Origin of the sequence: Acidovorax delafieldii (assembly GCF_007993815.1) — a bacterium.
GTDB lineage: Bacteria > Pseudomonadota > Gammaproteobacteria > Burkholderiales > Burkholderiaceae_C > Acidovorax > Acidovorax delafieldii.
This window is the reverse complement of sequence record NZ_VJWE01000012.1, coordinates 163,507-187,678: the sequence shown is the minus strand read 5'-3', so window position 1 is coordinate 187,678 and position 24,172 is coordinate 163,507. Positions and strand designations below refer to the sequence as shown.

Genomic DNA, 24,172 nt, shown 5'->3' with positions numbered 1-24,172 from the left:
GTCAGAACTCCACAAAAACCTTGGGCACCTCGTCGGCGGTCCCCAGGCGGTAGCCGGTGTCACGCTCGCACGCATGGCGCGCAAACTCCAGGTCGGCGGGGTAGCTGGCGTGCACGCGGTACAGCACGTCCCCGGCAGCTACGGTGTCGCCCAGCTTGTGCATCAGATCCACCCCGGCGCCGGGCACCTTGGGCGCCCCGGCCAGCCGGGCCACGCGGGCGATCTGGTAGTTGTCGATGCCCGCGACCACGCCGCTGGCGGGGGCCACCACGTCCAGTGTCAGTACACCCAGTGCCGGGTGGTTGTGGTCAAACCCTGTGCTGCCCTGGGCGGCGATGATGGCGTTCATGCGCGCCAGCGCCCGGCCAGAATCAAGAATGTCGCGCGCAATCGCGTAGCCGTCGCCGCCGCGCACATCAGGGTCGCACTCGATCAGGCGCCCAGCCAGGCGCAGCGCCTTCTGCCGCAGGTCGTCGGGTGCGCGCGGATCGTTTTGCAGCACGCGCATCACGTCGCGCGCCTCCAGCACCGGGCCCACGCCGTTGCCCACGGGCTGGCGGCCATCGGTGATGACCACGTCCAGCGACAGGCCCATGCGCCGCGCCACATATTCAAACAGCCGCCGCAGACGCTGCGCCTCAGGCATGGACCGCACCTTGGCCGTGGGGCCGATGGGAATGTCGAGCACCAGGTGGGTGGCGCCGGCCGCCACCTTTTTGGACAGGATGGACGCCACCATCTGCCCGGCCGAGTCGATGGACAGCGGCCGCTCCACCGAGATCAGCACATCGTCGGCGGGCGACAGGTTGGCCGTGCCGCCCCAGGCCAGGCAGCCCCGGTAATCGCGCACGATATCGGCCAGTTGCTCCAGCGGCAGCTCCACCTTGGCCAGCACCTCCATGGTGTCGGCCGTGCCGGCAGGGGATGTGATGGCGCGCGATGACGTCTTGGGGCACAACATGCCGTGCGCTGCGATGATGGGCACGACCAGCATGGTGGTGCGGTTGCCCGGAATGCCGCCGATGCAGTGCTTGTCCACCACCAGCGGTTCGTGCCAGTCCAGCCGCCGGCCGCTGGCCACCATGGCATCGGTCAGGAAGAAGACCTCCTCCCGGTCCAGCTCGTTGCGGTGGCAGGCCACCACGAAGGCCGTGAGTTCGATCTTGGAATAGCGGTGGTCGGCAATGTCGCGCACGATGGCACCGAAGTCCTCGCGAGTGAGGCGTTCGCTGGCGATTTTGCGGAACAGCGCGCCCATGGACTCGGGCGGCTCGGCCTGGGCGACCGACACGGTGTGGCCGTTGTCCACGCCGAGCTGGGCAAACGCGTCTTCCGACAGGCCCAGCTCGTTGCAACCCACGATGGCAGGGTCGTCCACCACGTTCACCGTGGCCAGGATGCGGCGGCCGTTGGCGCGAACCTCGATCTTGGACAGGGCCTGGAAGCCCTCGGCCCGGTATACGGCGCAGTCGCGGTGCAGGTAGGCGACGTTTTCTCGCCAGGTGTCGATCGCCACACGGCGCAGGGCCAATTGAGACCGGGCCGGCGTGCTCGCCAGATGGTCGGGCGCGGTGCCCGGATTGACCGAGGCCGCAGGAGGAGCGGAGGGCGTGGCAGGGGAAGAGGTGGTGGTCTCAGCATGCATCGCGCCAGCCTATACCGAAAATACGCGCCCAGCCTGCGGGATCACCCCGGGTCCGCCGGATCGGTCACCCATCTCCGGGCTTGCTTGACCTGCATCAAGCAAAACCGGTCATGGGGCCGCAGCGGGCTGCAAGCGCAGCAACCGTCCCTGCGGGCTGTCGGTCAGCAGGTACAACAAGCCGTCTGGCCCCTGGCGTACGTCGCGGATGCGCTCGCCATTGCCTTGCAACAGCCGCTCCTCCTTTTGCACCTTGCCGCCAGACACTTCCAGCCGGTGCAGGGTGCCGAACTTGAGCGACCCTACGAACAAACTGCCCTGCCACGCTGCGCCGTAGCGCGTGCTGGTCAGAAACGCCATGCCCGAGGGGGCGATCGACGGTGTCCAGTGGTGCAGTGGCTGTTCCATGCCGGGGCGGGCCGTGCCCTCGCCCATCTTTCCGCCGCCGTAGTTCTCGCCATAGGTGATGACAGGCCAGCCGTAGTTGCGCCCGGGCTGGGGCAGATTGATTTCGTCACCGCCCTGCGGGCCATGTTCGTGCATCCACAGCTTGCCGTCGGGGGCCATCGTGGCGCCCTGGGGGTTGCGGTGGCCGTAGCTCCAGATCTCGGGCAAGGCCCCGGGCTGCTTCACGTAAGGGTTGTCGGGCGGCGCTGCTCCGTCGGGCGTGATGCGGATGACCTTGCCGTGGTGGTTGTCGAGCTTTTGGGCATCGTCCTTGCGGTGGTAGCGCTCGCCCAGCGCCACAAACAGGTTGCCGTCGCTGGCCTGGGCAATGCGGCAGCCAAAGTGCAGCGCGCTCTCCACCTTGGGCCGCTGGCTGAAGATGACGCGCACCTCCTGAAGGCTGCTGGCGTCGGCCGACAAGGTGGCGCGCGCCACCGCCGTGCTGTTGCCTGCCGCGCTACCCGATGCGGGCTCGGCAAAACAGAAGTAGATGCGGCGGTTGCGGGCAAAGTCGTTGTCGGTCACCACGTCCAGCAGGCCGCCCTGCCCGCCTGCCGCCACTTGCGGCACTCCCGCCAGCGCAGGCCCCACCTGTCCGGCCGCACTGACCACGCGCAGACGCCCCGGCCGCTCGGTCACCAAGAACTGCCCGCCCGGCAAAAAGGCCACCGCCCAGGGGTGGGCCAGGCCGGTGGCCACCGGCACCAGCGACACCGCCGGCGGCGGCACGGGGACGCCTTGGGCCTGGCTGCCTGCGTGCGCACTGGCTGCTATCAAACATATAGCTACCCGTGCTTTGTTCACTAGCACTACCTGCCGATTTAGAGTCCAACCCATGCTCTCAAGCTCCTTTTGGCCCATAGCCTTGCCGCCGACCGCACCTGGGACGGAGGCAAGCCGGTCTGGCGCGCATCTTGCAAGCGGCTTTTGCCTGTGAAAACACTGCGCCCATCGATTTATCTGAATCAAATCAACAGCTTGCAAAAATGCTTATTTTTGATAAATAACCATACCGTGTTACCCTTCGCCCCCATGTCCAGATGGTTTTGCATCCTCATCCTTGCCTGCGCCACCGCTGCGCATGCGGCGCCCCAGGGCACCAATTCTGACGATATGGACCGCTTGCTCGCGGACAAAGGGCTGTTTACCCGACTCGAAGACGTGAGCCACAAGGTGGCTGACAAGGCCCAGACCGTGGCAGGCCGCGCGGGTGACCTGGTGGTCAACGCCATGGGTTTTTTGGGCGTGCCCTACAAGCGTGGCGGCAACAGTGCCGAGACCGGCTTTGACTGCAGCGGCTTTGTGCGCGCTATCTATGAGCAGACGGTGGGGCTTTTGCTGCCCCGCCGTGCTGATCAGCAGGCAGCCGCCACCCAGGTCATCGACAAGAAAGAGCTGCAACCCGGCGACCTGGTGTTCTTCAACACCATGCGCCGCAACTTCAGCCATGTGGGCATTTATGTGGGTGACGGCAAGTTCATCCACTCGCCCCGAAGCGGCTCAGAGATCCGGGTGGAAGACATGGGCGTCGCCTACTGGGCACGCCGTTTCAACGGCGCGCGCCGTGTGACGCCGGGCGAAGGTGTCGAGAGCGCCCAGGCACCCCAGGCGCAGAAATAAATCGTAAAACGCTCCCGGCTTCCTTCGTTGGCGGGCCGTGGTGATCAGGGCTTGACCACGTACACCGTCTCGGTGCTGCGGATCGGGCCGCCGGTCACATTGACCGGCCCGGCAGACGGATCGCCCCGCAGCAGCGCCTTGGCTGCTGCCATGTCAGCCTGATAACGCGCCCGGGCCTCGGACTCACACCGCTTGCGCTCAGCCGTCGGCATGGCCCGGCACTCTTCCAGGCTTACCTTGAGCCCGCCCCCCGCTTCACGAATGGCCGACTGGTAGCGCTGCTGCGGCGTGGTGTCAGGCAAAGCACCGCGCGCCAGGGATGCCTCGTCGCTTTGCGCCTGGGCGGCAGTGGGAAACGACAGCGCACCGCCCAAGGCCATGGCGGCCACCAATACGGCGGCCGGGCGAGCCACCAACCTGCTCCATGACGAGCGCTGGGCCCCAGCCGGTGCAACGGAGTACGAAATGAATGGGGTGGATGACATAGTGAACATGGTGGGTACACCTTTCTGTCTTGAGATAAGTCTGCGGCAGTGGTGGGGACGACAAGCACCCCACCACCCTTTGCGAGCCTCACTGTAGCCCCGGGCGCAACCTGCGCGGCGCCAGCACCGGCCGCGCTACCATGTCGGACACCACCCACAGGGCGTTGCCATGCACCACACCCCCGCGCGGCCCCCCGATGCTGCGACTGCACACGACAAGGGCTATCTCCGGCGCCTGCTGTCAGAGCGCAACCAGACCCCCACCAGCGGCACCGGGGCGATTGACGCCGCCATTGAACAGGCGTTTGTGCGCAGTGTCGCCATCCTGGTGCTGGACATGTGCGGCTTCTCCCGCATCACCCAGCGCCACGGCATCATTCACTTCCTGGCGATGATCCACCAGATGGAGCAGGCAGCGCGCCCTGCGATCGAAGGCAACGGCGGTGAGGTCATCAAGCAGGAGGCCGATAACCTGTTTGCGGTGTTCGCCACGCCCGAGCAAGCCCTGGAGGCCGCGCTGGACACCCTGCGCGCCCTGGGCGCCATGAACACCGTGTTACCGCCCGAGCGGACGCTGAACGTGAGCGCAGGCATTGGCTTTGGGCCCACCCTGGTGATTGCACGCGAGGACCTGTTTGGCCCCGAGATGAACTGCGCCTGCAAACTGGGCGAAGACATTGCCACAGCCAACGAGATCCTGCTCACCGAGGCGGCTTGGGTCAGCCTGCCGAACGGGCGCTACGTGTGCTCGCGCACCGACCACCAGATATCGGGCATGGATTTGCATGCGCACCGCTTTGAGCGCTGCCTTTTTGAACGCCCCCTGCATCCGTGGAACTCCACACGGCACAGCACCACCTTGCCTGGGGGACGCTGACAGGGGGCATTGTCCGACAGCGCTTTGACTGCCCCATCTGTAAAGTGACTCTATCGTCTGAACCAACTATCAAGGGGAAAAACATGCTGTCACTTCTGGGGATGTTGCTGATTGGTTTGGTGGTGGGCTTGATTGCCCGTGCCGTCAAACCCGGGGACGACAAACTGGGCTGGATCATGACGGCGCTGCTCGGTGTAGCGGGCTCGTTTCTGGCCAGCTACGTGGGCATGGCCATGGGCTGGTATGCGCAGGGCGACAGCGCTGGCTGGATTGCATCCGTGTTGGGCGCTGTCGCTCTGCTGGTGGTGTACGGCCTGGTCAAGGGCAAGTCCTGAGAGGTCCTGGATCTTGCCCCGCTCGCTGAGCTGCCCGCCATCTGCGCTTTGAATCACGCACTTTCGTCCTATCACCCTCCATCACGTTGTCACCCATGCCCACCTCATTGCAAATGGCCGCTGGAGACCCTGAACTGGCTGCGGTTGTACGCCGCGCCCGCAAGCTGCTGCACCGCCGCGCCATGGTGGCGGCAGCGGCCAGCGTGGTCCCGGTGCCGGGGCTGGACTGGGCGGTCGATGCTGCCCTGCTTTCCCGCCTGATCCCACAGATCAATACCGAGTTCGGCCTGTCGGCCGAGCAGATCGACCAACTGGATCCAAAAAAGCGAGAGCAGGTGCAAAAGGCGGTGGGCCTGGTGGGTTCGGTGCTGATCGGCAAGCTCATCACCCGCGAACTGGTCATCCGTGCCACCCAGACGGTGGGTTTGCGCCTCAGCACCAAGCAGGCGGCCAAGTACGTGCCCCTGGCGGGACAGGCCATCGCGGCCACCCTTGGCTACGCCACCCTGCGCTACCTGGGCGAGCAGCATTTGCGCGACTGCATCCGCGTGGTACAACAAGCCCAGCTGCGGTTGCCGCCGCCCGTGTAGTCCTCAACGGTCAAGCGCTGACCCCAGGACCCGGGTGTACAGACCCAAAAAAAGGGCCCGAGGGCCCTTTCCGCTTTATTGCAGCGTCGCTCAGGCAGCGCGTCAGCTGGCCGAGCAGACAAAGCTGCTGGCGTCTTCCACACTGCCCGAGCCCTTGTACTTGGCAAACTGCGGGTAGGGGCACAGCGGACGCGTGCGGTTGGGAAAGTCTGCGTTGGTAGGCAGCGCCTTGGCCGCGATGCTTTGTGGGGCAATGCCCTTCTCTACCCAGTCCACCATGGTCTGGATCGAGTCGAAGTTGTCGGTGGCCGGGCCGCCCGAGCAGTGGTTCATGCCCGGCACCAGGAAGGTCCGCGCAAAGTTCTGCGTGGCCGCCATGCCGCCGTTGTTCGCGGCCAGACGTTCGTAGTAGTCCACCGTGTCAAACGCCGAGAAGATCGGGTCAGACATGCCATGGATGAACAGCAGCTTGCCGCCGCGCTGCTTGTAGGCCGCCAGTTTGTCGTCGGCATAGGTGTCGTAGACGGCAGAGTACGCGGCCATGCGTGCGGGGTCAGTATCAAAGTTGAAGGCCAGCGGGTTGAACGAGAGACCGGGCGGTGTGAAGAACTCGTTGACCAGGGCATCCACCATCAGCGTGATGTAGCGTGCGTCCGGGGTGGCACTGGTCGAGTTACCCAGCGTCCAGGACCGCCAGCCGGGAGCAGCCAGCCCGGCGTCCCAAGGCTGGCCGGCATACAGCGCCTTGCCCGCCGAGTTGCGGGGCCCGGCGAACACGCTCTTGAGCGCACCCACCTGGGCGGACGACAGGCAGCTGTCGGTCTTGCCGCCCGCGCATTGCAGCACGCTGGGGTCAAACGCCTTGCAGGCGTTGACGTTCTGGGCCAGGCCGTCCACCACGCCGTCGGCCGCGTCGCAGCGGGCATTGACCGCATTGGCCACCAGTTTCAGGTCGGTGTTGCTGAAGGCGCGCGACAGGATGCGGTTGCCGCTGGCGTCTTGGGGCGCAATGGCGTTGAACTGGATGGTGTTCCACATGGCGGCCACCGTGGCACCGCTGGACACGCGCATGGCGGGCGCTCCGGCGGTGATGCCGTCAAAGTAGTCCGGGAATCGCTGCGAGAACATCATGCCCTGGCGCCCGCCGCCGGAGCAGCCAGAGAAGTAGGAGTAGTCGGGCTTGCGGCCGTAGCGCGTGCTGATCAGCGACTTGGAGGCCACGGCCGTCTTGTCGTAAGAGTTGTAGGCATGGTCGGTGCGCGCCTGCGGGTCGGCGCCAAAGCTGGCGCTGGTGCCGGTATGGCCCGCATCGGTGGACACCACCGCAAAGCCCTGCCCCAGTGGCGATGGCGTGCCGCCCGAAATGCTGGAACTGAGCGAGGTGTCGCGCAGGATGCCGTCGTTGCCGCCCCCGCCGATGAACAGAAAGCGTCCATTCCAACGGTCGGGCAGGCTCAACTGAAAACCGATCGCATAGTTCTTGCCATCCACACCCACACGCGGGTTGATGGCCCCCGTGACCACACAGTGCCCGGGCAAAAAGTCGCCCGTGGCAGCGCCACCGGGGCGGCGCGTGCCCGGTGGCACATAGCTGGTGGACAAGTTGGTGTTGCTGAGCTGCGCGTTGGTGCTCAATGCGGCGCAAGCGGCGGCCGGGTTGGCGCTCTCGGCAACCAGCACAGCGTTGCCGCCGCCGCAGGCACTGAGCAATAACGGCAGCAGCACGGCGGCGGGCAGCGCAACGCGTTGCGCGATGGGGGTATCCAGCGAAAGGGACGGCATGGTGGTCTCCTCGGTTGATCGGTCTTGTGGGGTTGAACCATTGGCGCAGGAACGCCCGGCGACGACCGTCAGGGCGTCGCTGAGGAAGGTGCGCGGATTTTTTGGAAATCGAAGGGCGTTGCCCCTATCGCCTGGCGCCGCCCTGCGAGCGGAATGCGTAGCGCCCGGCAATCACTGGGCAGTGCCGACTCAGTCGGCCTTGAAGCCCGTGGCGGCCACGGCCTTGCCCCAGGTCACCGTGTCGGCCGCGATGATGCGGGTGAACTCCTCGCGGTTGGTGCCCGTCACGCGGAAACCAGCCTCTTCCATCTTGGCCTTGCCCTCAGGCGACTGCACGGCCTTGATGATGTCGGCACTCAGCTTGGCGACGATCTCGGGGGGCGTCTTGGCCGGGGCCACGATGCCAAACCAGGAGTTGAACTCCAGGCTGGGGTAGCCCTGCTCCTTGATGGTGGGCACATCGGGCAGTGCGTTGGACCGGGTGCCACCTGTGGTGCCCAGCGCCACCAGCTTGCCGGCCTTCACGTTGGGCGCAGCCAGGCCAACGCTGGCAAACACGCCTTGTACATCACCGCTGAACAGGCCACCCAGCGCGTCGGTGGTGTTCTTGTAGTGCACCGGTTCGGGCTTGAGCTTCACGGCCTCGCCAAACATGAAGGCGCCAAAGTGCCCCGGGGTACCCGCGCCAAAGGTGGCCAGGAACAGGCCCTTTTGCTGCTGGGTCCAGGCCACAAAGTCCTTCACATTGCGCGACGGCACCTTTTGTGGGTTGACGAGCAACGCGAAGTCGGCGGTGACCACCTGGCTCACGGGCGCGAAGTCCTTTTGCGGGTCGTAGGGCAGCTTGTTGTAGCTGCTGGGCGCAATGCTGAGCTGTCCGGTTTCGCCCAGCATCAGCGTGTAGCCATCAGGGGTGGCGCGTGCGGCCTCGGTCGCAGCGATCAGCCCCCCGGCGCCGGGCTTGTTGTCCACGATCACGCCCAGGTTGCCCCAGCCTTCCGACAGCTTCTGCGCCAGTAGCCGCGCCACGATGTCCGGCCCGGTGCCTGCCGGAAAGCCCACGATGATGCGCACCGGCTTGTTGGGGTAGCCCGCCGTCTGCGCCAGGGCACCAGTGGCGGGGGCCAGGCCCGCCACCACCGTGGCTGCCAGGCAGACGCTGCGCAGGGCATGCCGACGGGAGAAGTTGCGGGACAGGGTGCGGGTGAGCGTGGAAAAAGAGGTCATGACAAGGTCTCCAGGGAGTTGTTGTGTGCTGTCGGTCATCAAAAAAGCGAAATGCGTGACTGCTGTGCGGCTACATCAGCTCCCAGAACCGCATGGCTACTGCATCGGGAAACCGCGCACCGGTGCCCGTGAACATGCGCTCCCCGATCCATCGCAGTGCGGGAGACGCTGTCTCGAACTGGGGGCTGCAGCGAAAGTAGATCTGCGCCGGGTCCACCACCTCGCCACGCACCAGGCGCGCCATCAGCTCGGATGGGCCGGACCGCACGGCGCGGTTTTGCACATAGATCAAGTCGCCGCCATCCGCCTCCAGCGTGTAGCGCGCGTCCAGCTCGGCCAGGGTGTCGCTCACGATGAGCTGAAAATCCGCCCCGCCGGGCATCACCCGGGCCTGCCAGCCATCGCCTTGGGCCTTACCGCCCAGGATGGGGATGAGCCGACGCAGGCCGTGCACGGTGCGGCCCACCTCCTGGGGCACGCCCACCTCCACGCGCAGGTCGGCAAAAAATCGCAAACGGGGTTCCACAAAGAGCACGGGTTCGGTCATGGGCTCCATCTTTCGGGTGTCTGGCAGGCAAGCGGCCAGGGGCGGCGTGCACCCAGCCTGCTTGCGGGGTTGCACCTAGCGTAAATCCCGTGGCGCTTGACCCCTGTCATCCCTGAAGATGACAGCAATGACAAAGCCCACCCGGCATACCCCGCGCAACCCATGAGGCACTGGCTCCCTGCAAGCACATCCGGCGGCGGCATCACGCCCCCGCCCAACCTCACGGGCTCGGCCCTGGGCGCCATGGTTCACCAGCTGGGCGATGACGGGTTTGCCTGCGGCATGCTGCAGGAGCTGGCACCCGTGCTGCCCGCAGCGTCGTGGTCGGTGTACCGCACCGGGCGCCATTGCAAACCCACCTTGTTCATGTCGGCCAGTTACGGGATTCCCGACACCACGCAGGACTGCTGGTGGGCCTACCTGTCAGGCCCCTACCGCACCGACCGCACCTGGGGCCGCTCGCTGGACGAAGCCGCCCCGGCCGAAGCGCCCACCCAGTTGTGCCACCTGACGGCGCCCGAGGTGGACGCAGAACACCGCGCCCGCGTATACGAGGCCCATGGCGTGGCCGAGCGGGTGTCGGTGGTCGAACACGAGAGCGATGGCTCGGTCTTTGCCGTCAACTTCTACCGCCACCAGCACCAAAAGCCGTTCCAGGACCGGCAGATCAGCGACTTTGAGGGCATGGCCCCGGTGCTGCTGGCGCTGACCCGCAAGCACATCGCCCTAGCCCAGCGCCCCGGGGTGTTGCAACCCGCACTGCAGCCCCCGCCACAGGCCACGGCCCCCGCGCTGTCCCACAGCCTGCCCGCGCTGCGCGAACGCCTGCTGCGGGCTCACGCGGGGCTGACCGAACGCGAGCTGGACGTGTGCGCCCGCCTGCTGCAAGGCATGACGCAGGAGGGCATTGCCTGCGACCTGGGCCTGAGCCTTCCCACCGTCAAAACCTACCGCAACCGCGCATTCAGCCGCCTGGGCATCCACTTTCGCAACGAACTGTTTGCACTGGCGCTGGGCACCCAACGCAGCGTCTAGACGAAAAGGCACGCCACGCATGGGCACAATGCCAGCCCATGCCCAGCCTGCCGCAGTCACCCGTTCCACCCACGCCCCCCGCAGGCCGTGCCCATGTGGTTGCGCAATGGGCCCAGGCCCTGCGCAACCGTGCTGACAGCGCCGCCCTGCAGCAGCTGCCCCCGCTGACCGACGCCGAGGCCGCGCAGGTCATGGCCCAGCTGCGGGGCGATGGCAGCCACCCGCCGGGCCACAGCCCGGCGCCCAACACACCCGATGGCGTCGTCCCCGGCCACTTTCGCCCGCGCATCACCCTCATGACGCTGGGCCGGGGCGATGGCCTGCTGGGCATGGCGCCCCAGGGCAAGCTGGGCCCGCGTGGTGACAGCGTGACGCTGGTGCAGATTGACTGGACCTACCGCACCGACGATGGCGCCACCTGGCAGACGCCGGCCCCCACCTCCATCCTCAACGCGCGCCCGGCCCCGGTGCAAGACCTGTTCGACACCGGTGGCCCGGTGGTGCGCATGCAGCGCAACCTGGCGGCTGAAGCCGATGCCGTGGACCGCGTGTGGGACCTGGGCCTGACCCCCGTGGACCCCAAAAGCCTGCAGTGGCGCCACCGCGCAGCCGCCACCACGCTGGGCCCTGTGTGGACGCTGGCGCAGGAGGCGCACTTTGGCGACTTTTGGGCCGACGTAGTTCCCCAGCTGCGCACCGAGGGCTGGAGCGTGGTGGTACACCCCGGCTTTGCGCACGAAAGCGTGCCCGTGTCGCGCTGGAAGCTGGTCATCGCCCCCGACACTGGCGAGCTGCTGGCCAAGGAAGTCGATGGCCCGCTGGGCACACGCCAGCGCCCCGTGCAAAAGCTCATGCTGCCCGAGCGCGAGGGCGCCTGGCTGCTCAGCCTGGGCATCGAGATCGACGGTGAAACGCTGGACCTGGCCCCCATGCTGGCCGACCTGCTGCGCCGCGACGCCCGCTGGCTCAACGCGCGGCAGATGGCCGCCATCGATGACATCGCCATCATTTCGCTGCGTGCGCCCGGCGGCAAGCGCATCGAGGCGCCTGCCGGGCCACTCAAGGCCATCGTGGGCGCCATGGTGGACTTGCTGACCGACCCCACCCGCAAACAACTGAAGGACGGCGACCCGCTGCGCCTGGGCGCGTGGGAGGCCCGCCGCATTGAGGCCCTGCGTGCCGGGCTCGTGCAGGTGCACCGCGTGGGCACGGTGAACGGCTGGAACAACGACTGGCAGTTGCAAGGCGACGTGGGCTTGGCGCAGCTCGCCAAGCGCCTGCGCTCTATCGGTGCGCCCCAGCCGGTGGCCGCACCGCAGGGCCTTCAGGTGCAGCTGCGCCCCTACCAGCTTGAAGGCCTGGCCTGGCTGCAGTACCTGCGCGCCCAGGGCCTGGGCGGCATCCTGGCCGACGACATGGGCCTGGGCAAAACCGCACAGGCGCTGGCCCATGTGCTGACCGAAAAAGAGGCCGGGCGGCTGAAGCGACCGGCGCTGGTGGTGCTACCCACCTCGCTGCTCTTCAACTGGCAGGCCGAGGCCGCGCGCATGGCACCCAGCCTGCGCGTGCTCGCCCTGCATGGCGCGGACCGTGGCAAACGTTACCTGCACATCGCTGACCACGACCTGGTGCTGACCACCTATCCGCTGCTCTGGCGCGATGTGGAGGCGCTGGCCGCCGAGCCCTTTCACTTGCTGATCCTGGACGAGGCCCAGATGGTGAAAAACGCCGGCAGCCGCAGTGCCCGCGCCCTGCGCAAGCTGCAGGCGCCGCACCTGCTGTGCCTGACCGGCACGCCGCTGGAAAACCACCTGGGCGAGCTGTGGGCGCAGTTCGACTTTTTGATGCCTGGCTTTCTGGGCGATGTGCGCAGCTTCAACGCCCGCTGGCGCAAGCCCATCGAGGAAAACGGCGAAACCCTGCGCGCCCAGCTGCTGTCGCAGCGTGTGCGCCCCTTCATCCTGCGCCGCCGCAAGCAGGACGTGGCCACCGAACTGCCGCCGCGCACCGAAACCATCCTGCGCGTGCAATTGCAAGGCAAACAGCGTGAGCTGTACGAGGCCGTGCGCACCACCGCCGACAAACAGGTGCGCCGCGCACTGGAGCGGCAGGGTTTTGAAGGCTCGCAAATCGCCATCCTGGATGCACTGCTCAAGCTGCGCCAGGTTTGCTGCGACCCGCGATTGGTGAAGGGGACGACGAAGACAGCCCACGCCATGGAGCGCGCCAAGCTCGAACTGCTGGCCGACCTGCTACCCGCCCTGGTTGATGAAGGCCGCCGCGTGCTGGTGTTCTCGCAGTTCACCGAAATGCTGGGCCTGGCAGCCGAGATGCTCGACACCCTGGCCCTGCCCTACCTCACACTCACCGGCCAGACGCCACCCCGCCAGCGTGGCGCGGTGGTGCGGCAGTTCCAGTCGCAGGACGCAACCAGCGCCCCCATCCTGCTGGTCAGCCTCAAGGCCGGGGGCCTGGGCCTGAACCTCACGGCCGCCGACACCGTGATCCACCTGGACCCCTGGTGGAACCCTGCCGTAGAAGAACAGGCCACCGCGCGCGCCCACCGCATCGGGCAGGACCAGCCCGTGTTTGTCTACAAGCTGGTGGTCGAAGGCAGCATCGAAGAGCGCATGCTGGAGCTGCAGGCCCGCAAGGGCGCGCTGGCCCAGGGCGTGCTGGGGCACGATGCCGAAGGCGCAGTCAAGTTCAGCGAGGCCGACCTGCACGCGCTGCTGGCCCCCTTGACCGAACCGGCCAACAACCCGCTGGGCATACCCGGCGAAGACGCGCTGCGCTGGGGTGGCACGGGCAAACGGCGGCCCCGGCCGCTGCAGCCACCTGAAACCTGAGTTTGGGGCGTTTTTACCTTGTAGCGCTAGTAAATCACACGCTGGCAGCTATCAATAAATGAGCGCACTCATCCGTGCGGGGAGCCTTGCGCAAAAGCGCAGAATTCAAAAGCAAGCTTCGGAGTGCGCCCCACAGCCTCCGTCCCTAGAGTGCATGGCATTGCAACCCACCTAGTGAGCCGTGCACCATGATGAACGTGTCCACCCTTCTGCCCCAAAGCGCCCCCATGCCCACACGCCACCGCCCCAACACCAAAGCCGCGCAGGCAGCCGCCACCCAGGCCGACCCGCGCTGGGCGGCGGTGGTAGAGCGCAGCACTGGGGCCGATGGAACGTTCTGGTACTCGGTGCAGACCACGGGCGTGTACTGCCGCCCCAGCTGCGCGTCGCGCACACCCCGGCCGGAGAACGTGCTGTTTCACACCAGCTGCGATGAGGCGGAGCGCGCCGGGTTTCGCCCCTGCCAGCGCTGCAAGCCGCGCCAGGCCACCGCACTGTCGCACCACGCGGCGCTGGTGACGGAGGCCTGCCGCATCATCGAAAGCGCCGCGCCCGGTCAGGCACCCACCCTCGATGCACTGGCAGCACGTGTGGGCCTGAGTGCCTCGCACCTGCACCGCATCTTCAAGCAGGCCACGGGCCTCACGCCCAAGGCCTATGCGGTGGCCCAGCGCGCGCAGCGGCTGCGCAGTGCGCTCGACAGCCCGACCACGGACTCGGTGACGGACGCCATCTATGGCGCGGGCTACCAGTCCAGCAGCCGGTTTTACGAACAGTCTGCGCAGGTGCTGGGCATGCGGCCCAGCCACTACCGCGCGCGGGGCGCATCGCAAGACATCCGCTTTGCCATCGGCCAGTGCTCGCTGGGGGCGATTCTGGTGGCGCAGAGCGACCGGGGCATCTGCGCGATCTTGCTGGGCGACGACCCCGACGCGCTGCTGCGCGAGCTGCAGGACCGGTTTGCGCAGGCCCGACTGATTGGCGGCGACACCGCGTTTGAAGCCCTGGTGGCGCAGGTGGTGGCGTTTGTCGAGGCCCCGGGCCTGGGGCTGAACTTGCCGCTGGATGTGCGCGGCACCGCGTTCCAGCAGCGGGTGTGGCGGGTGCTGCAGGCCATCCCGGCCGGGCAGACGGCCAGCTATGCCGAGGTGGCCCAGGGCATCGGCGCGCCCACTGCCGTGCGGGCCGTGGCGCAGGCCTGTGCGGCCAATGCGCTGGCGGTGGCCATTCCCTGCCACCGGGTGGTGAAAAGCGATGGCGCGCTGTCGGGCTACCGCTGGGGCGTGGAGCGCAAACGCGCCCTGCTGGCGCGCGAGTCCGACGCAGAAGCGGCCCCGCTGCTGGCGGAGAAGGTGGCATGAGCGTGGCGGCTCTTTACGGCCCGGGCACGCTGGCGGATAGCGTGTGGCACCAACGCGCGGCCACCATCGACTGGCAAACCGCCAGCGAGGCCCTGCGCCAGCAAGGCAATGCCGTGCTGCCCCAGTTGCTGAATACTGCCGAGTGCGCCGCCCTGGCGCAGTTGTACGGCCACGCGCAAGAGGGCACCTTTCGCAGCCGGGTGGTGATGCAGCGCCACGGCTTTGGCCAGGGTGAATACCGGTATTTCAGCTACCCGCTGCCCGACCTGGTGGCGGGTCTGCGCGGGGCGCTGTATCCGCATCTGGCCCCCATCGCCAACCAATGGAACACCGCGATGGGCGTCGACGTGCGCTACCCCGCGCAGCATGCCGATTTCATCGCCCGCTGCCACGCCGCAGGCCAGGTGCGCCCTACCCCGCTGCTGCTGCAGTACGCCGCTTGCGACTACAACTGCCTGCACCAGGACCTGTACGGCGAGCATGTGTTTCCGCTGCAGGTGGCCATCCTGCTGTCGGAGCCGGGGCGCGACTTCACCGGCGGCGAGTTCGTGCTGACCGAACAGCGCCCGCGCATACAGTCGCGGGCCGAGGTGGTGCCGCTCTCGCGCGGCGACGCCGTGGTGTTTGCCGTGCAACACCGCCCCGTGCAGGGCACGCGCGGGCCCTACCGCGTGCAGATGCGCCATGGCGTGAGCCGCTTGCGCAGCGGGCAGCGGCACACGCTGGGCATCATCTTTCATGATGCTCAATGAGGTTGTCACCGCCAAAGCCGTTGCAGGCAGCCCCTCGCCAAAGATGACAGATGCCATGACCGCCAGCCTGTTCGACGACGCACCCCAGCCCGCCCGGCCACCCGAGGTGCTGGAGCCCGGCGCCCTGGTGTTGCGCGGCTTTGCGCTGGCGCAGGCGACGGACTTGCTGGCTGCGGTGCAGCAGATCACCGCCCAGGCGCCCTTCAGGCACCTCGTCACCCCCGGCGGCCTGCGCATGTCGGTGGCCATGACCAATTGCGGCGCGCTGGGCTGGGTGAGTGACCGCAGCGGTTACCGCTATGACCCCACGGACCCGCAGACCGGCCAGCCCTGGCCCCCCATGCCGCCGCTGTTTCGCCAGCTGGCGCTCGATGCAGCGCAGGCCGCAGGCTTTGCCCACTTTGCGCCCGACGCCTGCCTCATCAACCGCTATGCCCCCGGCACACGCCTGTCACTGCACCAGGACCGCGACGAAGGCAACTACGCCCACCCCATCGTGTCGGTGTCGCTGGGTGTTTCGGCGATGTTTCTGTGGGGTGGTGCGCAGCGGGCGGACAACACCCGCCGTATTGCGCTGCTGCACGGCGATGTGGTGGTCTGGGGCGGGCCTGCGCGCTTGCGGTTTCATGGTGTGCTGCCCTTGCCCGAAGCACACCACCCGCTGACGGGTGCACACCGCATCAACCTCACCTTCAGAAAGGCCGGTTGAAGTCGCCTGAGCCACCCTGTTGAACTCAGCGCGTAGCGTAGCCGGTCCAGCCGCCAATGGATGCCAGCAGCTTGTCGGCTTGGGCGCGCCCCTTCAGGTCCTGGGCGATGGTGAGCTGCCGCCCACCCCGCAGCTCAGCCACGATGCGGAAGTACGCTTGGCGGTTGCCGTTGCTTTCGACCGTGTAGCTCTCCACCACCCGCAGCCGGGCAATGTCGTGCGGGGGCACTTGGTGCCAGCGGAGCATCAGGCCCAGCAGGCGCCGCTCGGTGCGCAGGCCGGTGTGGTCCAGCTGTACGCGCAGGCTGTTGGCCAGGGCATAGAAGCTGGCCAGCAGCACCACGCCGCCCACACCGCCAAACAGCATGCGGAACAGCCACGGCCCGACCTCGCCCGAGGACTCCTGCTCCCAGGGCACCAGCGCCCCGACGGTCAAAAACACAGCCCCCACCAAGGCCAGCGCTAGCTTGAGTCCCCACCAACGGCCCGCCGGAAAGTACATGGCCACCCCGCCGGGCGTGCGCTCCACCCGCCCGGGCACGCCTGCCGTCAGCGACTGGGCGCCACTGCCCGCACGGCCCTGCGGGGCGCGGGTGGGGCGCAGCACATACACCAGCAGACCGACGCCCACGCCGCCAAACACCACCACAAACACCATCTTCAGGGCCAGCAGGCCGGGCCGCAGGCTGCGGTCAATGACGGCGTCCGCAGGATCGGACGGACTGACCCAGACCTGAACGGGCGCGCCGTCGCGCAGTGCCTGCTCCAGCCGCACACCCAGCGCTTCCTGAAAATCGCCCACGTTGTCGCCACCACCGCTGATCGCCACGCGCTCGCCCCGGTACTCACGGCCCGCCACCTGATAGCGGTAGGTAGCCTTGACGGTGTAGGAGCTGGATTTGCTGCTGCGGCTGGTTTCCAGCCGTGCAGCCTCCAACGTGGCCGGAACGGGTTGCCACCACTGCATGCGCGCCCAGTCGTACAACGTGGGCAGCACACTGAGCAGCAGCATGCCCACACCCACGGCTGCAAATGGCAGGGCAAACAGGCCCAGCAGCCAGCCCCCAGCGCGCCTGCTGCCACGGGCAGCCGCGTCGCGTGCACCCTGCGCATGGGTTGAGGGAGAGCGTTTGGTCATGGACAAAGTTCAGGGCAAATAAGACAACAAACCGACGCGGTGATGGACCTGGTGAGTGTCTCCCCATGCGGCCTGGACCGGTGCGACCAGCCTTGCACTGTCAGATTCTGCGGCGCGTCCCCGGGCTGCGCAATCTGCCATGCGGACAGCAGGCCATTTCAACGCGTTGGCAGCCGATTTATGGTGTTTTTGGCCACAAGCGCTAGTGGAACATGCCTGGATAGCTATCAGATAGATAGCAGTTCACTGCCTGCGACTTGGGTTGCGGCGCCCGACACCACCTGCGGCATCTTTGACAGAATGCGTCCATGGTCACCGCTCCCACCCCTTCACACCCCCCGCACGCCGCCGCGGGCCGCCCGGCCCAGTTCTGGCTCATGAAGTCCGAGCCGGACGAGTGCTCCATCGACGACGCTCTGGCCGCGCCCAAAGCCACCGTCCCCTGGACCGGCGTGCGCAACTACCAAGCCCGCAACTTCATGCGCGATGCGATGCAGGTGGGTGACGGCGTGCTGTTCTATCACTCCAGCTGCCCCGAGCCCGGCATTGCCGGTCTGGCCCGCGTGGCCAGCGGCACCCGCGCCGACCCTACCCAGTTCGACCCCACATCGCCGTACCACGATCCCAAGTCCCCGGCAGACAACCCTCGCTGGCTGTTGCTGGACGTGCAGGCCGTGCGCAAGACGCGGCTGATCAGCCTGGCAGAGCTGCGCGCCCACCCGGCGCTGGCGGACATGCGGGTATTGCAAAAGGGCAGCCGCCTGTCCATCACGCCGGTAGAGGCGTCTGAGTGGGGCTACATCACCGAAGTGCTGATGCAGGGCGGCTGATGCCCATTGGTGCCGTTGGTGAGCAGCGGCCCAAGAATGGTCACAAGCTGCGCTCGGCCGACACATGCCCCTTGTCGGCGTACATGGCCTGGTCCGCCGCACGCAGCAGCTCGAACGTGGTGGTGCCGTCGCGGGGGTAAAGGGCGGTGCCGACGGCGGCCGACACGCTCACCACGCGGCCCTCACCCAGATCGATGGGCTGCTCGATGGCCGCCATCACCCGGCGCAGCGCCTGGTCCACCTCAGCCGGGTCCTTCACGGCGGTGAGCACCAGCACAAATTCGTCACCACCGATGCGGGCCGCCGTGTCGTTGCCCCGCACCTGCTTCAGCAGGCGGCGGGCGGTGACCTTGAGCACCTCGTCGCCCATGTCGTGCCCGTAGCGGTCGTTGATGGGCTTGAAGCCGTTGAGATCGAGATAACACACTGCCGCCTGGGTCTGGGTGCGGTCGCTCAGGGCAAAAGCCTGGGCCATGCGGTCGGCCAGCAGCAGCCGGTTGGGCAGGTGGGTGAGCCCATCGTGGAAGGCGATGTGCTCCACCTGCTCCTGGTACTGCTTCATGGCGGTGATGTCCTGCATGAGCCAGAGCGACTCGCCCTGCCCCTCCAGCAATACCCCATTGACGTCGATCCACACGATCTCTCCCGTCACCTTGCGCATGCGGCGCTGCTGCCGGTAGTGCTGGCCCGAGGCCAGCACCGCGTAGGCATCGCGGCCAAAAGCCAGAAAGTCCTCCTGGTCCACATACATCTCTTCCGTCGTGCGCCCCTGCAGCGTGCCGGGCGCATAGCCAAAGATGCGCTCCAGCGCGGGGTTGCGCCAGACGATGACACGGTCCTTGACCTTGGCAATGCCGATCAGGTCGTTGTCCAGCATCGCCTGCTGTTCCAGGTTCAGGGTGTGCAGCTGCTGGCGCGCGGCGTGCAGCTCGCTCACGTCGTACATGATGGAGCGGCTCATCACATAGTCGCCCTGCGCATTGAGGATGGCAGTGGACGACACGCTCACCCGCCGCTGGACGCCGCCACGGCCACACAGGTTGAACTCCAGCGGTCCGATCTTGCCCGTTTGCAAGAACACCGGAAAACACGCGGTGAACAGCGCCTTGCCCTCGTCATCAAAAAAGTCTGCGGGGCCCAGCTTGCCGATGACCTCCTCGCGCGGCAGGCCGAGCCACTGCAGGGTGAGCAGGTTCAGGTGCACATATTTGCCCTGGCGGTCCAGCGCGTAGTACCCGCAGGGCGCGTGGTCATACAGGTCCTGGAATTGCTCTGAGGCCTGTGCCAGCTCGGCCTCCAGCTGGCGGCGCTCGGTGATGTCGCGCCCCACAGACTGCCACTCCACCAGCTGCCCCGCATCATCAAACAGCGCACGGTTGCTGAACTGGCACCAGCGGATGGAACCATCGCCCGACACCACGCGGTTTTCGATCACCACCACCGGATTGCGAGAGTGGATGGCGGCGAGCTTCTGTGTGACCAAGGGCAAATCGTCCGGGTACACGATGGGCGACCATACCCGCCCCAGCACATCCTCGCGGCGCAGATGAAAGAGCCTGCAGAACGCATCGTTCACAAACGTCATGCGGTTGTTGGCGTCAAAGCGGCAGATGATCTCGGTCTGGTCTTCGAGAATCGACAGGTAGCGCTGCTCGCTTTGCTGCAGGGCCTGGGTGCGCTCGATCACGCGATGCTCCAGCTCGGCGTTGGCCTGCTCCAGCGCGGCCTTGCCGTCTATCAGGCCCTGGGTCATGTTCTGCAGGGCGGAGCGCAGATGCTGGAACTCCACCGTGTCCATTTCAAAATCAAGCGCCGCCACCTGGCCCGAGGCCTGCACCTGGCGAGCCGCCTCGGCCAGCCGCTCCACGGGCTGGCTAAAGCGCCGCGCCGCCCAGTAGGCCAGAGCCACCAGCAGGGCCGCCATCAGCCCCAGCAGCAGCGCGAGCAGCGTGTGCAAGCGGTTGATGGGCGCAAGCGCCATCTCCAGCGGCTGCCGCGTGACCAGCATCCAGCCCAGGTCCGTGACTGTCTGTGCGCGCACCGGCACCACGGCAGTCAGGTAGGTCTCCTTGGGGTCATCGCCCCAGGACATGACCTGGAACGTACCCTGCGACGGAAGAATGGGCAGCGCCGCACGGGGCTGCTCGACCGCACCTGCGGTGTTGATGACGCCATCCTTGTTCACCAGCAGAACCTCCAGCCCGCCTGTCATCGGAGACTGCGGTGTGGCGCGGCGAATGATGTCCTGCACCCAGGCCCAGTTCACATGGGCCGACACCACGCCTTTGAGTACCGAGTCCTGTCCCCGGACGGGCGACGCATAGTCCATGAACCGCAGAGGCACCGGGCTGCCGGGTGCGCGCAGCAGTTTGTCCAGCAACACCGCATCGTGGGCATCGCCCACATAGGGCCCTTGCTGGCCCGCGCTGAACCAGGGGCGCTGCGACACGTTTTGGCCCTGCAGCAGGTTCCCGGTGGACACCTGCACCACGCCCTGCACGTCGGTCACGCCAATCCAGGAGTAAAACGGGTAGGACTGGCGGATTTGCTCCAGGTGCGCTTGTAGTTGGGGTGCGTAGCCGTCGTCACGGGTCAGCATGGGCAGGTAGCTGAGCAACGCGATCTCGCGCTCACGCTCTTGCATGCCCTGGGCCAGCGCCAGCGCGATGGGCTGGCTGGCACTGACCAGTGATTGGCCACTCAGCTCGGTCAGGTGCCGCGTCAGCACCTGGTCGGCCACCAAGCCAATCGCCAGCCCCGCCACGACTGCCGTGCCGCCAAACAGCAAGGTCAGCCGCGAGCGTGTGGTCTGCAGCCATGAAGACACAGCAGGCATCAGGGTCATGAGGCAGCGGGCATTTCAGTGTTTGACAGCCGCCGATTCTGGCATCGAAAGCGCTGTGCAAGTCGCCGCCAGGCAACGCTGCAGGGTGGTAGAAACCCGTTCGGTGACGCGCCCTGCTTCGCTGCCAGTACCGCTGCCTCTATGCTGCCCCCATGACCTCTGCCAAAACCTTGCTGATCGTCTACCACTCCCACACCGGCGGCACCCGGCAGATGGTGGACGCGGCCTGCGCGGGAGCGGTGGCAGCCGACAGCGGCGTGGAGGTGCGGCTGCTGGCCGCGCCCCAGGCCCAGGCCGCCGATGTGCTGGCGGCGGACGGCTATCTGTTTGCCACCCCAGAAAACCTTGCAGCTGTCAGCGGCCTGCTCAAGGATTTTTTTGACCGCACCTACTACGCGGCGCTCGACCAGATCAATGGCCGCCCCTACGCCACCCTGGTCTGCGCCGGCAGCGACGGAACCAATGCCGCACGCCAGATCGCACGCATCGCCACGGGCTGGCGCCTCAGGCAGGTGGCGGACCCGCTGATCGTCTGCACCCACGCGCAAACGCCCGAAGCCATCCTGGCTCCCAAGCAGATTGAACCGGGCCACCTGGAGCGCTGCCGGGCGCTGGGTGAGGCCATGGCGGCAGGGCTGGGGATGGGGGTGTTTTAAGAACCTGTTCCAAGAGCCGGTTCAAAGAGCCGACCTTGATGGCGCCGGTACGTGCGGACAGGCTTTCATGGCCACCCCCCAGCCCGCTACCGGCAAGCCAACGCTACACCGTGCCGCGATGAACGGCAGCTGCCGCCCGCGCTTGTGCGTGCAGCTTGGCCAGGAAGGCCCTGTCAAGCCATAGCCACAGCATGACTGGCGCCAATGCGGTGAATATGAACAGGTTGAAATGGTAGAAAAACGCCACTGCATCGGCGATCCACTCTGGCGCGCGGGTCTGTGCCAGAACCTCGGGGCCGGCTCTGTTAAAGACATCGTTGCACCATTGCAAACCGACGTTGATTGCCTGGATGGGCAGCATGGCTAAAGAACCGATGAGCAGCTTGGTTCCCCAGCCTTTTGGCATCGACGCTATCACCAATGCCCAAAAAATCACGATGCCGTAACCCCAGAGACGGTAATCCACCATCGGAGCGAGCTTGCCTGAACGGTACTGGCCGTTTTGCACGGAAACCACCTTGAGCGCGGTGTTCAGCACGCCCACCGACTCCTTGGTGTCATAACTTTGCGCCCACTGGAATGTCATGGTGGCGGTCTCACCGGCCATGAAAAACACGGGCTTGGCGAGCTGCGGTGCAAAGTAGTACCACACCGGCATGAGGCATAGCAGGCTGACGATAGCCACCAGCAAGAATCGCCCGACCGAACTAAGCCGCATGGTTGACCACCGGTGCAGACGAAGGTTGTTGCTTGGCAATCCAGCGAATCCAGAGCATCCAGACCACGAGCACATCCAGCATGATGAGCGCCTGCCAGAGGTACAGGTGGGCGAACTCAAAAACCGTCATGTTCCACTTGCCCAGGTAGTACAGGCTGATGATGCGCAACAGGTTGACAACCTGCACGGCGGCAATGCCTATCCCAATGCCGACCAGCTTGTGTTTCCACTGGGACGGAAAGGCAATCATGCCTGCGATCAGGATGATCGCGGCTTCCACGCCGTTGCAGCCAGCCTCTATGGATACCGCAAATCCAGTGGCTTTGCTCATGAGGATCCGGCCATGGTGCACCACATCGGCATCGAGTGGACTCATCAACGCTGCGCTGGCGCTTGCGAGGAGGCCGGTCCAGGGTTGAATGGCGACCCGTTGCACCTCATCGAGCATGTCAATGCGGAAAAGAACGGCCAGGACCGCAATGAAAATGAGAAAGAATCTGACCATGAAAAGATAAAGGCAAGCCTGTAAAGCGCTCAGCGCTCATGCGACGACGGCGGCAGGCGGATGCAGAAATTCAGGATGTGCAGATGCAAGCCAGAAAGCAGCGCGCAGAATATCAGAAGCTCCCGCCAAAGCCGCCACTATTTGCGCAAGACTCCCCCGACCCGGCGGTGCCTTTACGCGTAGCTTTCCGGCCAAGAAGTCCCGAACATCACGGCAGAGGGACTGGCAGGGGCTGAGCGGCATACAGCAGCACCTTCAGCGCCCGCTCCGGCTCCACATCGGCAAACACGGGGGGATTGGCCACGCGCTCCACAAACCGCAGATCGGGCGCCAGCTCCTGCATCTGGTCCTGCAAGAAGGCCAAGCCCAGCTCTGGCGCATTGAGGCACAACAGCGCGTGGCCGCCGGGGGCCAGCAGGTCGGGCAGCCGGCGCATCAGGCGGGCGTAGTCCTTGGTGGCGACAAAGCTGCCCTTCTGGTAGCTGGGCGGGTCCACGATGACCAGGCCGTAAGGGCCGCTGCGGTTGATCTTGCCCCAGCTGCTGAAGATATCGTGCGGCAAGAAGGCGGCGCCCGTGGTGATGCCGTTGAGCTGGTGGTTCTGCTGCCCGATGCCGATGGCGCCGTGGCTCATGTCCACGTTGACCACCTGTTTGGCGCCCGCCTGCAGCGCCACCACCGAAAACGCACAGGTGTAGGCAAACAGGTTCAGCACCTTGAGCCCGTAGCGGTCTGCACTGCGCGCTGCGGCATAGTTGCGCACCCATTGGCGGCCTGCGGCCATGTCCAGAAACAGGCCGTGGTTCTGGCCGCGCAGCACATGCACGCGGTAGCGCACGCCCGCTTCGGTGACCACATGGGGGTCGAGCACCGCACCTGCCATCAGGCGGGTTTCACTGCGCCCCTCGATGCGCAAGGCCTCGCCCCGGTGCTGGAAGACCCAGTTCAGCGGCTGGCCTTCCGGCGCAATCTGGGACCAGCGTGCCTGCAGCGCCTCGCCGATGGTCGCCAGTTCGGAATCGCTGGCCGGCGCGAAGCTCGTCAGCACGAACACTGGCGGATACGCATCCAGCACCCACTGCTCGCAGCCCGGAAACAGCCCACCCCGGCCGTGGAAGACGCGCTGGGCGTCGGTGGGCAGGGGCATGGAGGCAATGGCGTCGAGCAGGGCTTGCATGGAGAAAAGGGCTGGCAAAAAACAATTTCAGAATCAAAACGGCAT

Annotated in this window: 22 protein-coding genes; 11 read left to right on the top strand and 11 right to left on the bottom strand. The window is 66.4% G+C overall.

Features of this window, described 5'->3' with window-relative positions:
- Position 1 precedes the first annotated feature (1 nt).
- Positions 2 to 1,531, bottom strand: a complete 1,530-nt coding sequence (locus tag ATF69_RS10205; RefSeq protein ID WP_146871103.1) for a thymidine phosphorylase family protein — start codon at positions 1,529 to 1,531, stop codon at positions 2 to 4.
- A gap of 222 nt (positions 1,532 to 1,753) precedes the next feature.
- A complete protein-coding gene (locus ATF69_RS10200) occupies positions 1,754 to 2,926 on the bottom strand; it encodes a PQQ-dependent sugar dehydrogenase (RefSeq protein WP_146870856.1) in 1,173 nt (390 codons plus the stop codon).
- Positions 2,927 to 3,121: 195 nt separating this feature from the next.
- On the opposite strand from ATF69_RS10200, the gene ATF69_RS10195 reads away from it, so the two are divergent.
- A complete protein-coding gene (locus tag ATF69_RS10195) occupies positions 3,122 to 3,709 on the top strand; it encodes a C40 family peptidase (RefSeq protein ID WP_056062930.1) in 588 nt (195 codons plus the stop codon).
- A gap of 44 nt (positions 3,710 to 3,753) precedes the next feature.
- Here ATF69_RS10195 and ATF69_RS10190 read toward each other — a convergent pair whose 3' ends face one another.
- The gene (locus ATF69_RS10190; RefSeq protein ID WP_244303698.1) at positions 3,754 to 4,203 is read right to left on the bottom strand and encodes a hypothetical protein; all 450 of its coding nucleotides are present in this window, start codon (positions 4,201 to 4,203) and stop codon (positions 3,754 to 3,756) included.
- 160 nt (positions 4,204 to 4,363) lie between these two features.
- On the opposite strand from ATF69_RS10190, the gene ATF69_RS10185 reads away from it, so the two are divergent.
- From ATF69_RS10185 to ATF69_RS10175, 3 genes are all read left to right on the top strand, one after another.
- Positions 4,364 to 5,071 carry an adenylate/guanylate cyclase domain-containing protein gene (locus tag ATF69_RS10185; RefSeq protein ID WP_146870855.1) on the top strand — a complete coding sequence of 236 codons (708 nt, stop codon included), beginning with the start codon at positions 4,364 to 4,366 and terminating at the stop codon, positions 5,069 to 5,071.
- 83 nt (positions 5,072 to 5,154) lie between these two features.
- Positions 5,155 to 5,406 (top strand): GlsB/YeaQ/YmgE family stress response membrane protein, encoded by a 252-nt coding sequence (locus ATF69_RS10180; protein ID WP_056062936.1) that lies wholly within the window; start codon positions 5,155 to 5,157, stop codon positions 5,404 to 5,406.
- A gap of 95 nt (positions 5,407 to 5,501) precedes the next feature.
- The gene (locus ATF69_RS10175) at positions 5,502 to 5,996 is read left to right on the top strand and encodes a hypothetical protein (protein WP_146870854.1); all 495 of its coding nucleotides are present in this window, start codon (positions 5,502 to 5,504) and stop codon (positions 5,994 to 5,996) included.
- A gap of 102 nt (positions 5,997 to 6,098) precedes the next feature.
- Here ATF69_RS10175 and ATF69_RS10170 read toward each other — a convergent pair whose 3' ends face one another.
- From ATF69_RS10170 to ATF69_RS10160, 3 genes are all read right to left on the bottom strand, one after another.
- Complete coding sequence (locus ATF69_RS10170) at positions 6,099 to 7,778, bottom strand: DUF6351 family protein (protein WP_146870853.1); 1,680 nt, start codon at positions 7,776 to 7,778, stop codon at positions 6,099 to 6,101.
- Positions 7,779 to 7,967: 189 nt separating this feature from the next.
- On the bottom strand, positions 7,968 to 9,005 hold the full coding sequence (locus ATF69_RS10165) for a Bug family tripartite tricarboxylate transporter substrate binding protein (RefSeq protein WP_208758714.1): 1,038 nt from the start codon (positions 9,003 to 9,005) through the stop codon (positions 7,968 to 7,970).
- A 70-nt stretch (positions 9,006 to 9,075) separates the two neighbouring features.
- Positions 9,076 to 9,552, bottom strand: a complete 477-nt coding sequence (locus ATF69_RS10160) for a DUF3237 domain-containing protein (RefSeq protein ID WP_146870852.1) — start codon at positions 9,550 to 9,552, stop codon at positions 9,076 to 9,078.
- Between the two features lie 162 nt (positions 9,553 to 9,714).
- Between ATF69_RS10160 and ATF69_RS10155 the strand changes: the two genes are divergently transcribed.
- The 5 genes from ATF69_RS10155 (at position 9,715) to alkB (ending at position 16,258) form a co-directional block, all read left to right on the top strand.
- Positions 9,715 to 10,587, top strand: coding sequence for a helix-turn-helix transcriptional regulator (locus tag ATF69_RS10155; protein ID WP_233193752.1), 873 nt, complete (start codon positions 9,715 to 9,717; stop codon positions 10,585 to 10,587).
- Between the two features lie 38 nt (positions 10,588 to 10,625).
- Positions 10,626 to 13,436 carry a DEAD/DEAH box helicase gene (locus ATF69_RS10150; RefSeq protein ID WP_146870851.1) on the top strand — a complete coding sequence of 937 codons (2,811 nt, stop codon included), beginning with the start codon at positions 10,626 to 10,628 and terminating at the stop codon, positions 13,434 to 13,436.
- A gap of 227 nt (positions 13,437 to 13,663) precedes the next feature.
- Positions 13,664 to 14,797, top strand: a complete 1,134-nt coding sequence (gene ada, locus ATF69_RS10145) for a bifunctional DNA-binding transcriptional regulator/O6-methylguanine-DNA methyltransferase Ada (protein WP_167514344.1) — start codon at positions 13,664 to 13,666, stop codon at positions 14,795 to 14,797.
- Complete coding sequence (locus tag ATF69_RS10140; protein WP_146870849.1) at positions 14,794 to 15,549, top strand: 2OG-Fe(II) oxygenase; 756 nt, start codon at positions 14,794 to 14,796, stop codon at positions 15,547 to 15,549. Before ada ends, ATF69_RS10140 begins: the two co-directional genes overlap by 4 nt.
- 55 nt (positions 15,550 to 15,604) lie before the next feature.
- Complete coding sequence (gene alkB, locus ATF69_RS10135; RefSeq protein WP_146870848.1) at positions 15,605 to 16,258, top strand: DNA oxidative demethylase AlkB; 654 nt, start codon at positions 15,605 to 15,607, stop codon at positions 16,256 to 16,258.
- Positions 16,259 to 16,283: 25 nt separating this feature from the next.
- Here the strand turns inward: alkB and ATF69_RS10130 are convergent, their stop codons facing one another.
- Positions 16,284 to 17,396 carry a DUF3592 domain-containing protein gene (locus tag ATF69_RS10130; RefSeq protein ID WP_146870847.1) on the bottom strand — a complete coding sequence of 371 codons (1,113 nt, stop codon included), beginning with the start codon at positions 17,394 to 17,396 and terminating at the stop codon, positions 16,284 to 16,286.
- 308 nt (positions 17,397 to 17,704) lie between these two features.
- Here ATF69_RS10130 and ATF69_RS10125 point away from each other — a divergent pair, with 308 nt between their 5' ends.
- Positions 17,705 to 18,226, top strand: a complete 522-nt coding sequence (locus ATF69_RS10125; RefSeq protein WP_146870846.1) for an EVE domain-containing protein — start codon at positions 17,705 to 17,707, stop codon at positions 18,224 to 18,226.
- 40 nt (positions 18,227 to 18,266) lie between these two features.
- On the opposite strand, the gene ATF69_RS10120 is transcribed toward ATF69_RS10125, so the two are convergent.
- Positions 18,267 to 21,071, bottom strand: coding sequence for a PAS domain S-box protein (locus ATF69_RS10120; protein WP_146870845.1), 2,805 nt, complete (start codon positions 21,069 to 21,071; stop codon positions 18,267 to 18,269).
- 152 nt (positions 21,072 to 21,223) lie between these two features.
- Here ATF69_RS10120 and ATF69_RS10115 point away from each other — a divergent pair, with 152 nt between their 5' ends.
- Positions 21,224 to 21,727 carry a flavodoxin family protein gene (locus tag ATF69_RS10115; protein WP_146870844.1) on the top strand — a complete coding sequence of 168 codons (504 nt, stop codon included), beginning with the start codon at positions 21,224 to 21,226 and terminating at the stop codon, positions 21,725 to 21,727.
- Between the two features lie 103 nt (positions 21,728 to 21,830).
- Here the strand turns inward: ATF69_RS10115 and ATF69_RS10110 are convergent, their stop codons facing one another.
- The 3 genes from ATF69_RS10110 to ATF69_RS10100 all read right to left on the bottom strand — a co-directional run bounded on the left by ATF69_RS10110 (position 21,831) and on the right by ATF69_RS10100 (position 24,127).
- Positions 21,831 to 22,445 (bottom strand): exosortase H-associated membrane protein, encoded by a 615-nt coding sequence (locus ATF69_RS10110; RefSeq protein WP_146870843.1) that lies wholly within the window; start codon positions 22,443 to 22,445, stop codon positions 21,831 to 21,833.
- The gene (gene xrtH, locus ATF69_RS10105) at positions 22,435 to 22,950 is read right to left on the bottom strand and encodes an exosortase H (protein ID WP_146870842.1); all 516 of its coding nucleotides are present in this window, start codon (positions 22,948 to 22,950) and stop codon (positions 22,435 to 22,437) included. The genes ATF69_RS10110 and xrtH overlap by 11 nt, the downstream gene beginning before the upstream one ends.
- 208 nt (positions 22,951 to 23,158) lie before the next feature.
- Positions 23,159 to 24,127 carry a class I SAM-dependent methyltransferase gene (locus ATF69_RS10100; protein ID WP_146870841.1) on the bottom strand — a complete coding sequence of 323 codons (969 nt, stop codon included), beginning with the start codon at positions 24,125 to 24,127 and terminating at the stop codon, positions 23,159 to 23,161.
- Positions 24,128 to 24,172 lie beyond the last annotated feature (45 nt).

Excerpts from the sequence above, each read along its gene's own strand:
- ATF69_RS10185 (WP_146870855.1), top strand. The coding sequence starts at position 4,364 with ATGCACCACACCCCCGCGCGGCCCCCCGATGCTGCGACTGCACACGAC.
- ATF69_RS10110 (WP_146870843.1), bottom strand. The coding sequence starts at position 22,445 with ATGCGGCTTAGTTCGGTCGGGCGATTCTTGCTGGTGGCTATCGTCAGC.
- ATF69_RS10140 (WP_146870849.1), top strand. The coding sequence starts at position 14,794 with ATGAGCGTGGCGGCTCTTTACGGCCCGGGCACGCTGGCGGATAGCGTG.
- ada (WP_167514344.1), top strand. The coding sequence starts at position 13,664 with ATGCCCACACGCCACCGCCCCAACACCAAAGCCGCGCAGGCAGCCGCC.
- xrtH (WP_146870842.1), bottom strand. The coding sequence starts at position 22,950 with ATGGTCAGATTCTTTCTCATTTTCATTGCGGTCCTGGCCGTTCTTTTC.
- ATF69_RS10125 (WP_146870846.1), top strand. The coding sequence starts at position 17,705 with ATGGTCACCGCTCCCACCCCTTCACACCCCCCGCACGCCGCCGCGGGC.
- ATF69_RS10160 (WP_146870852.1), bottom strand. The coding sequence starts at position 9,552 with ATGACCGAACCCGTGCTCTTTGTGGAACCCCGTTTGCGATTTTTTGCC.
- ATF69_RS10115 (WP_146870844.1), top strand. The coding sequence starts at position 21,224 with ATGACCTCTGCCAAAACCTTGCTGATCGTCTACCACTCCCACACCGGC.
- ATF69_RS10165 (WP_208758714.1), bottom strand. The coding sequence starts at position 9,005 with ATGACCTCTTTTTCCACGCTCACCCGCACCCTGTCCCGCAACTTCTCC.
- ATF69_RS10155 (WP_233193752.1), top strand. The coding sequence starts at position 9,715 with ATGAGGCACTGGCTCCCTGCAAGCACATCCGGCGGCGGCATCACGCCC.
- ATF69_RS10120 (WP_146870845.1), bottom strand. The coding sequence starts at position 21,071 with ATGACCCTGATGCCTGCTGTGTCTTCATGGCTGCAGACCACACGCTCG.
- ATF69_RS10170 (WP_146870853.1), bottom strand. The coding sequence starts at position 7,778 with ATGCCGTCCCTTTCGCTGGATACCCCCATCGCGCAACGCGTTGCGCTG.
- ATF69_RS10150 (WP_146870851.1), top strand. The coding sequence starts at position 10,626 with ATGCCCAGCCTGCCGCAGTCACCCGTTCCACCCACGCCCCCCGCAGGC.
- ATF69_RS10200 (WP_146870856.1), bottom strand. The coding sequence starts at position 2,926 with ATGGGTTGGACTCTAAATCGGCAGGTAGTGCTAGTGAACAAAGCACGG.
- ATF69_RS10130 (WP_146870847.1), bottom strand. The coding sequence starts at position 17,396 with ATGACCAAACGCTCTCCCTCAACCCATGCGCAGGGTGCACGCGACGCG.
- alkB (WP_146870848.1), top strand. The coding sequence starts at position 15,605 with ATGACCGCCAGCCTGTTCGACGACGCACCCCAGCCCGCCCGGCCACCC.
- ATF69_RS10195 (WP_056062930.1), top strand. The coding sequence starts at position 3,122 with ATGTCCAGATGGTTTTGCATCCTCATCCTTGCCTGCGCCACCGCTGCG.
- ATF69_RS10180 (WP_056062936.1), top strand. The coding sequence starts at position 5,155 with ATGCTGTCACTTCTGGGGATGTTGCTGATTGGTTTGGTGGTGGGCTTG.
- ATF69_RS10175 (WP_146870854.1), top strand. The coding sequence starts at position 5,502 with ATGCCCACCTCATTGCAAATGGCCGCTGGAGACCCTGAACTGGCTGCG.
- ATF69_RS10100 (WP_146870841.1), bottom strand. The coding sequence starts at position 24,127 with ATGCAAGCCCTGCTCGACGCCATTGCCTCCATGCCCCTGCCCACCGAC.
- ATF69_RS10190 (WP_244303698.1), bottom strand. The coding sequence starts at position 4,203 with ATGTTCACTATGTCATCCACCCCATTCATTTCGTACTCCGTTGCACCG.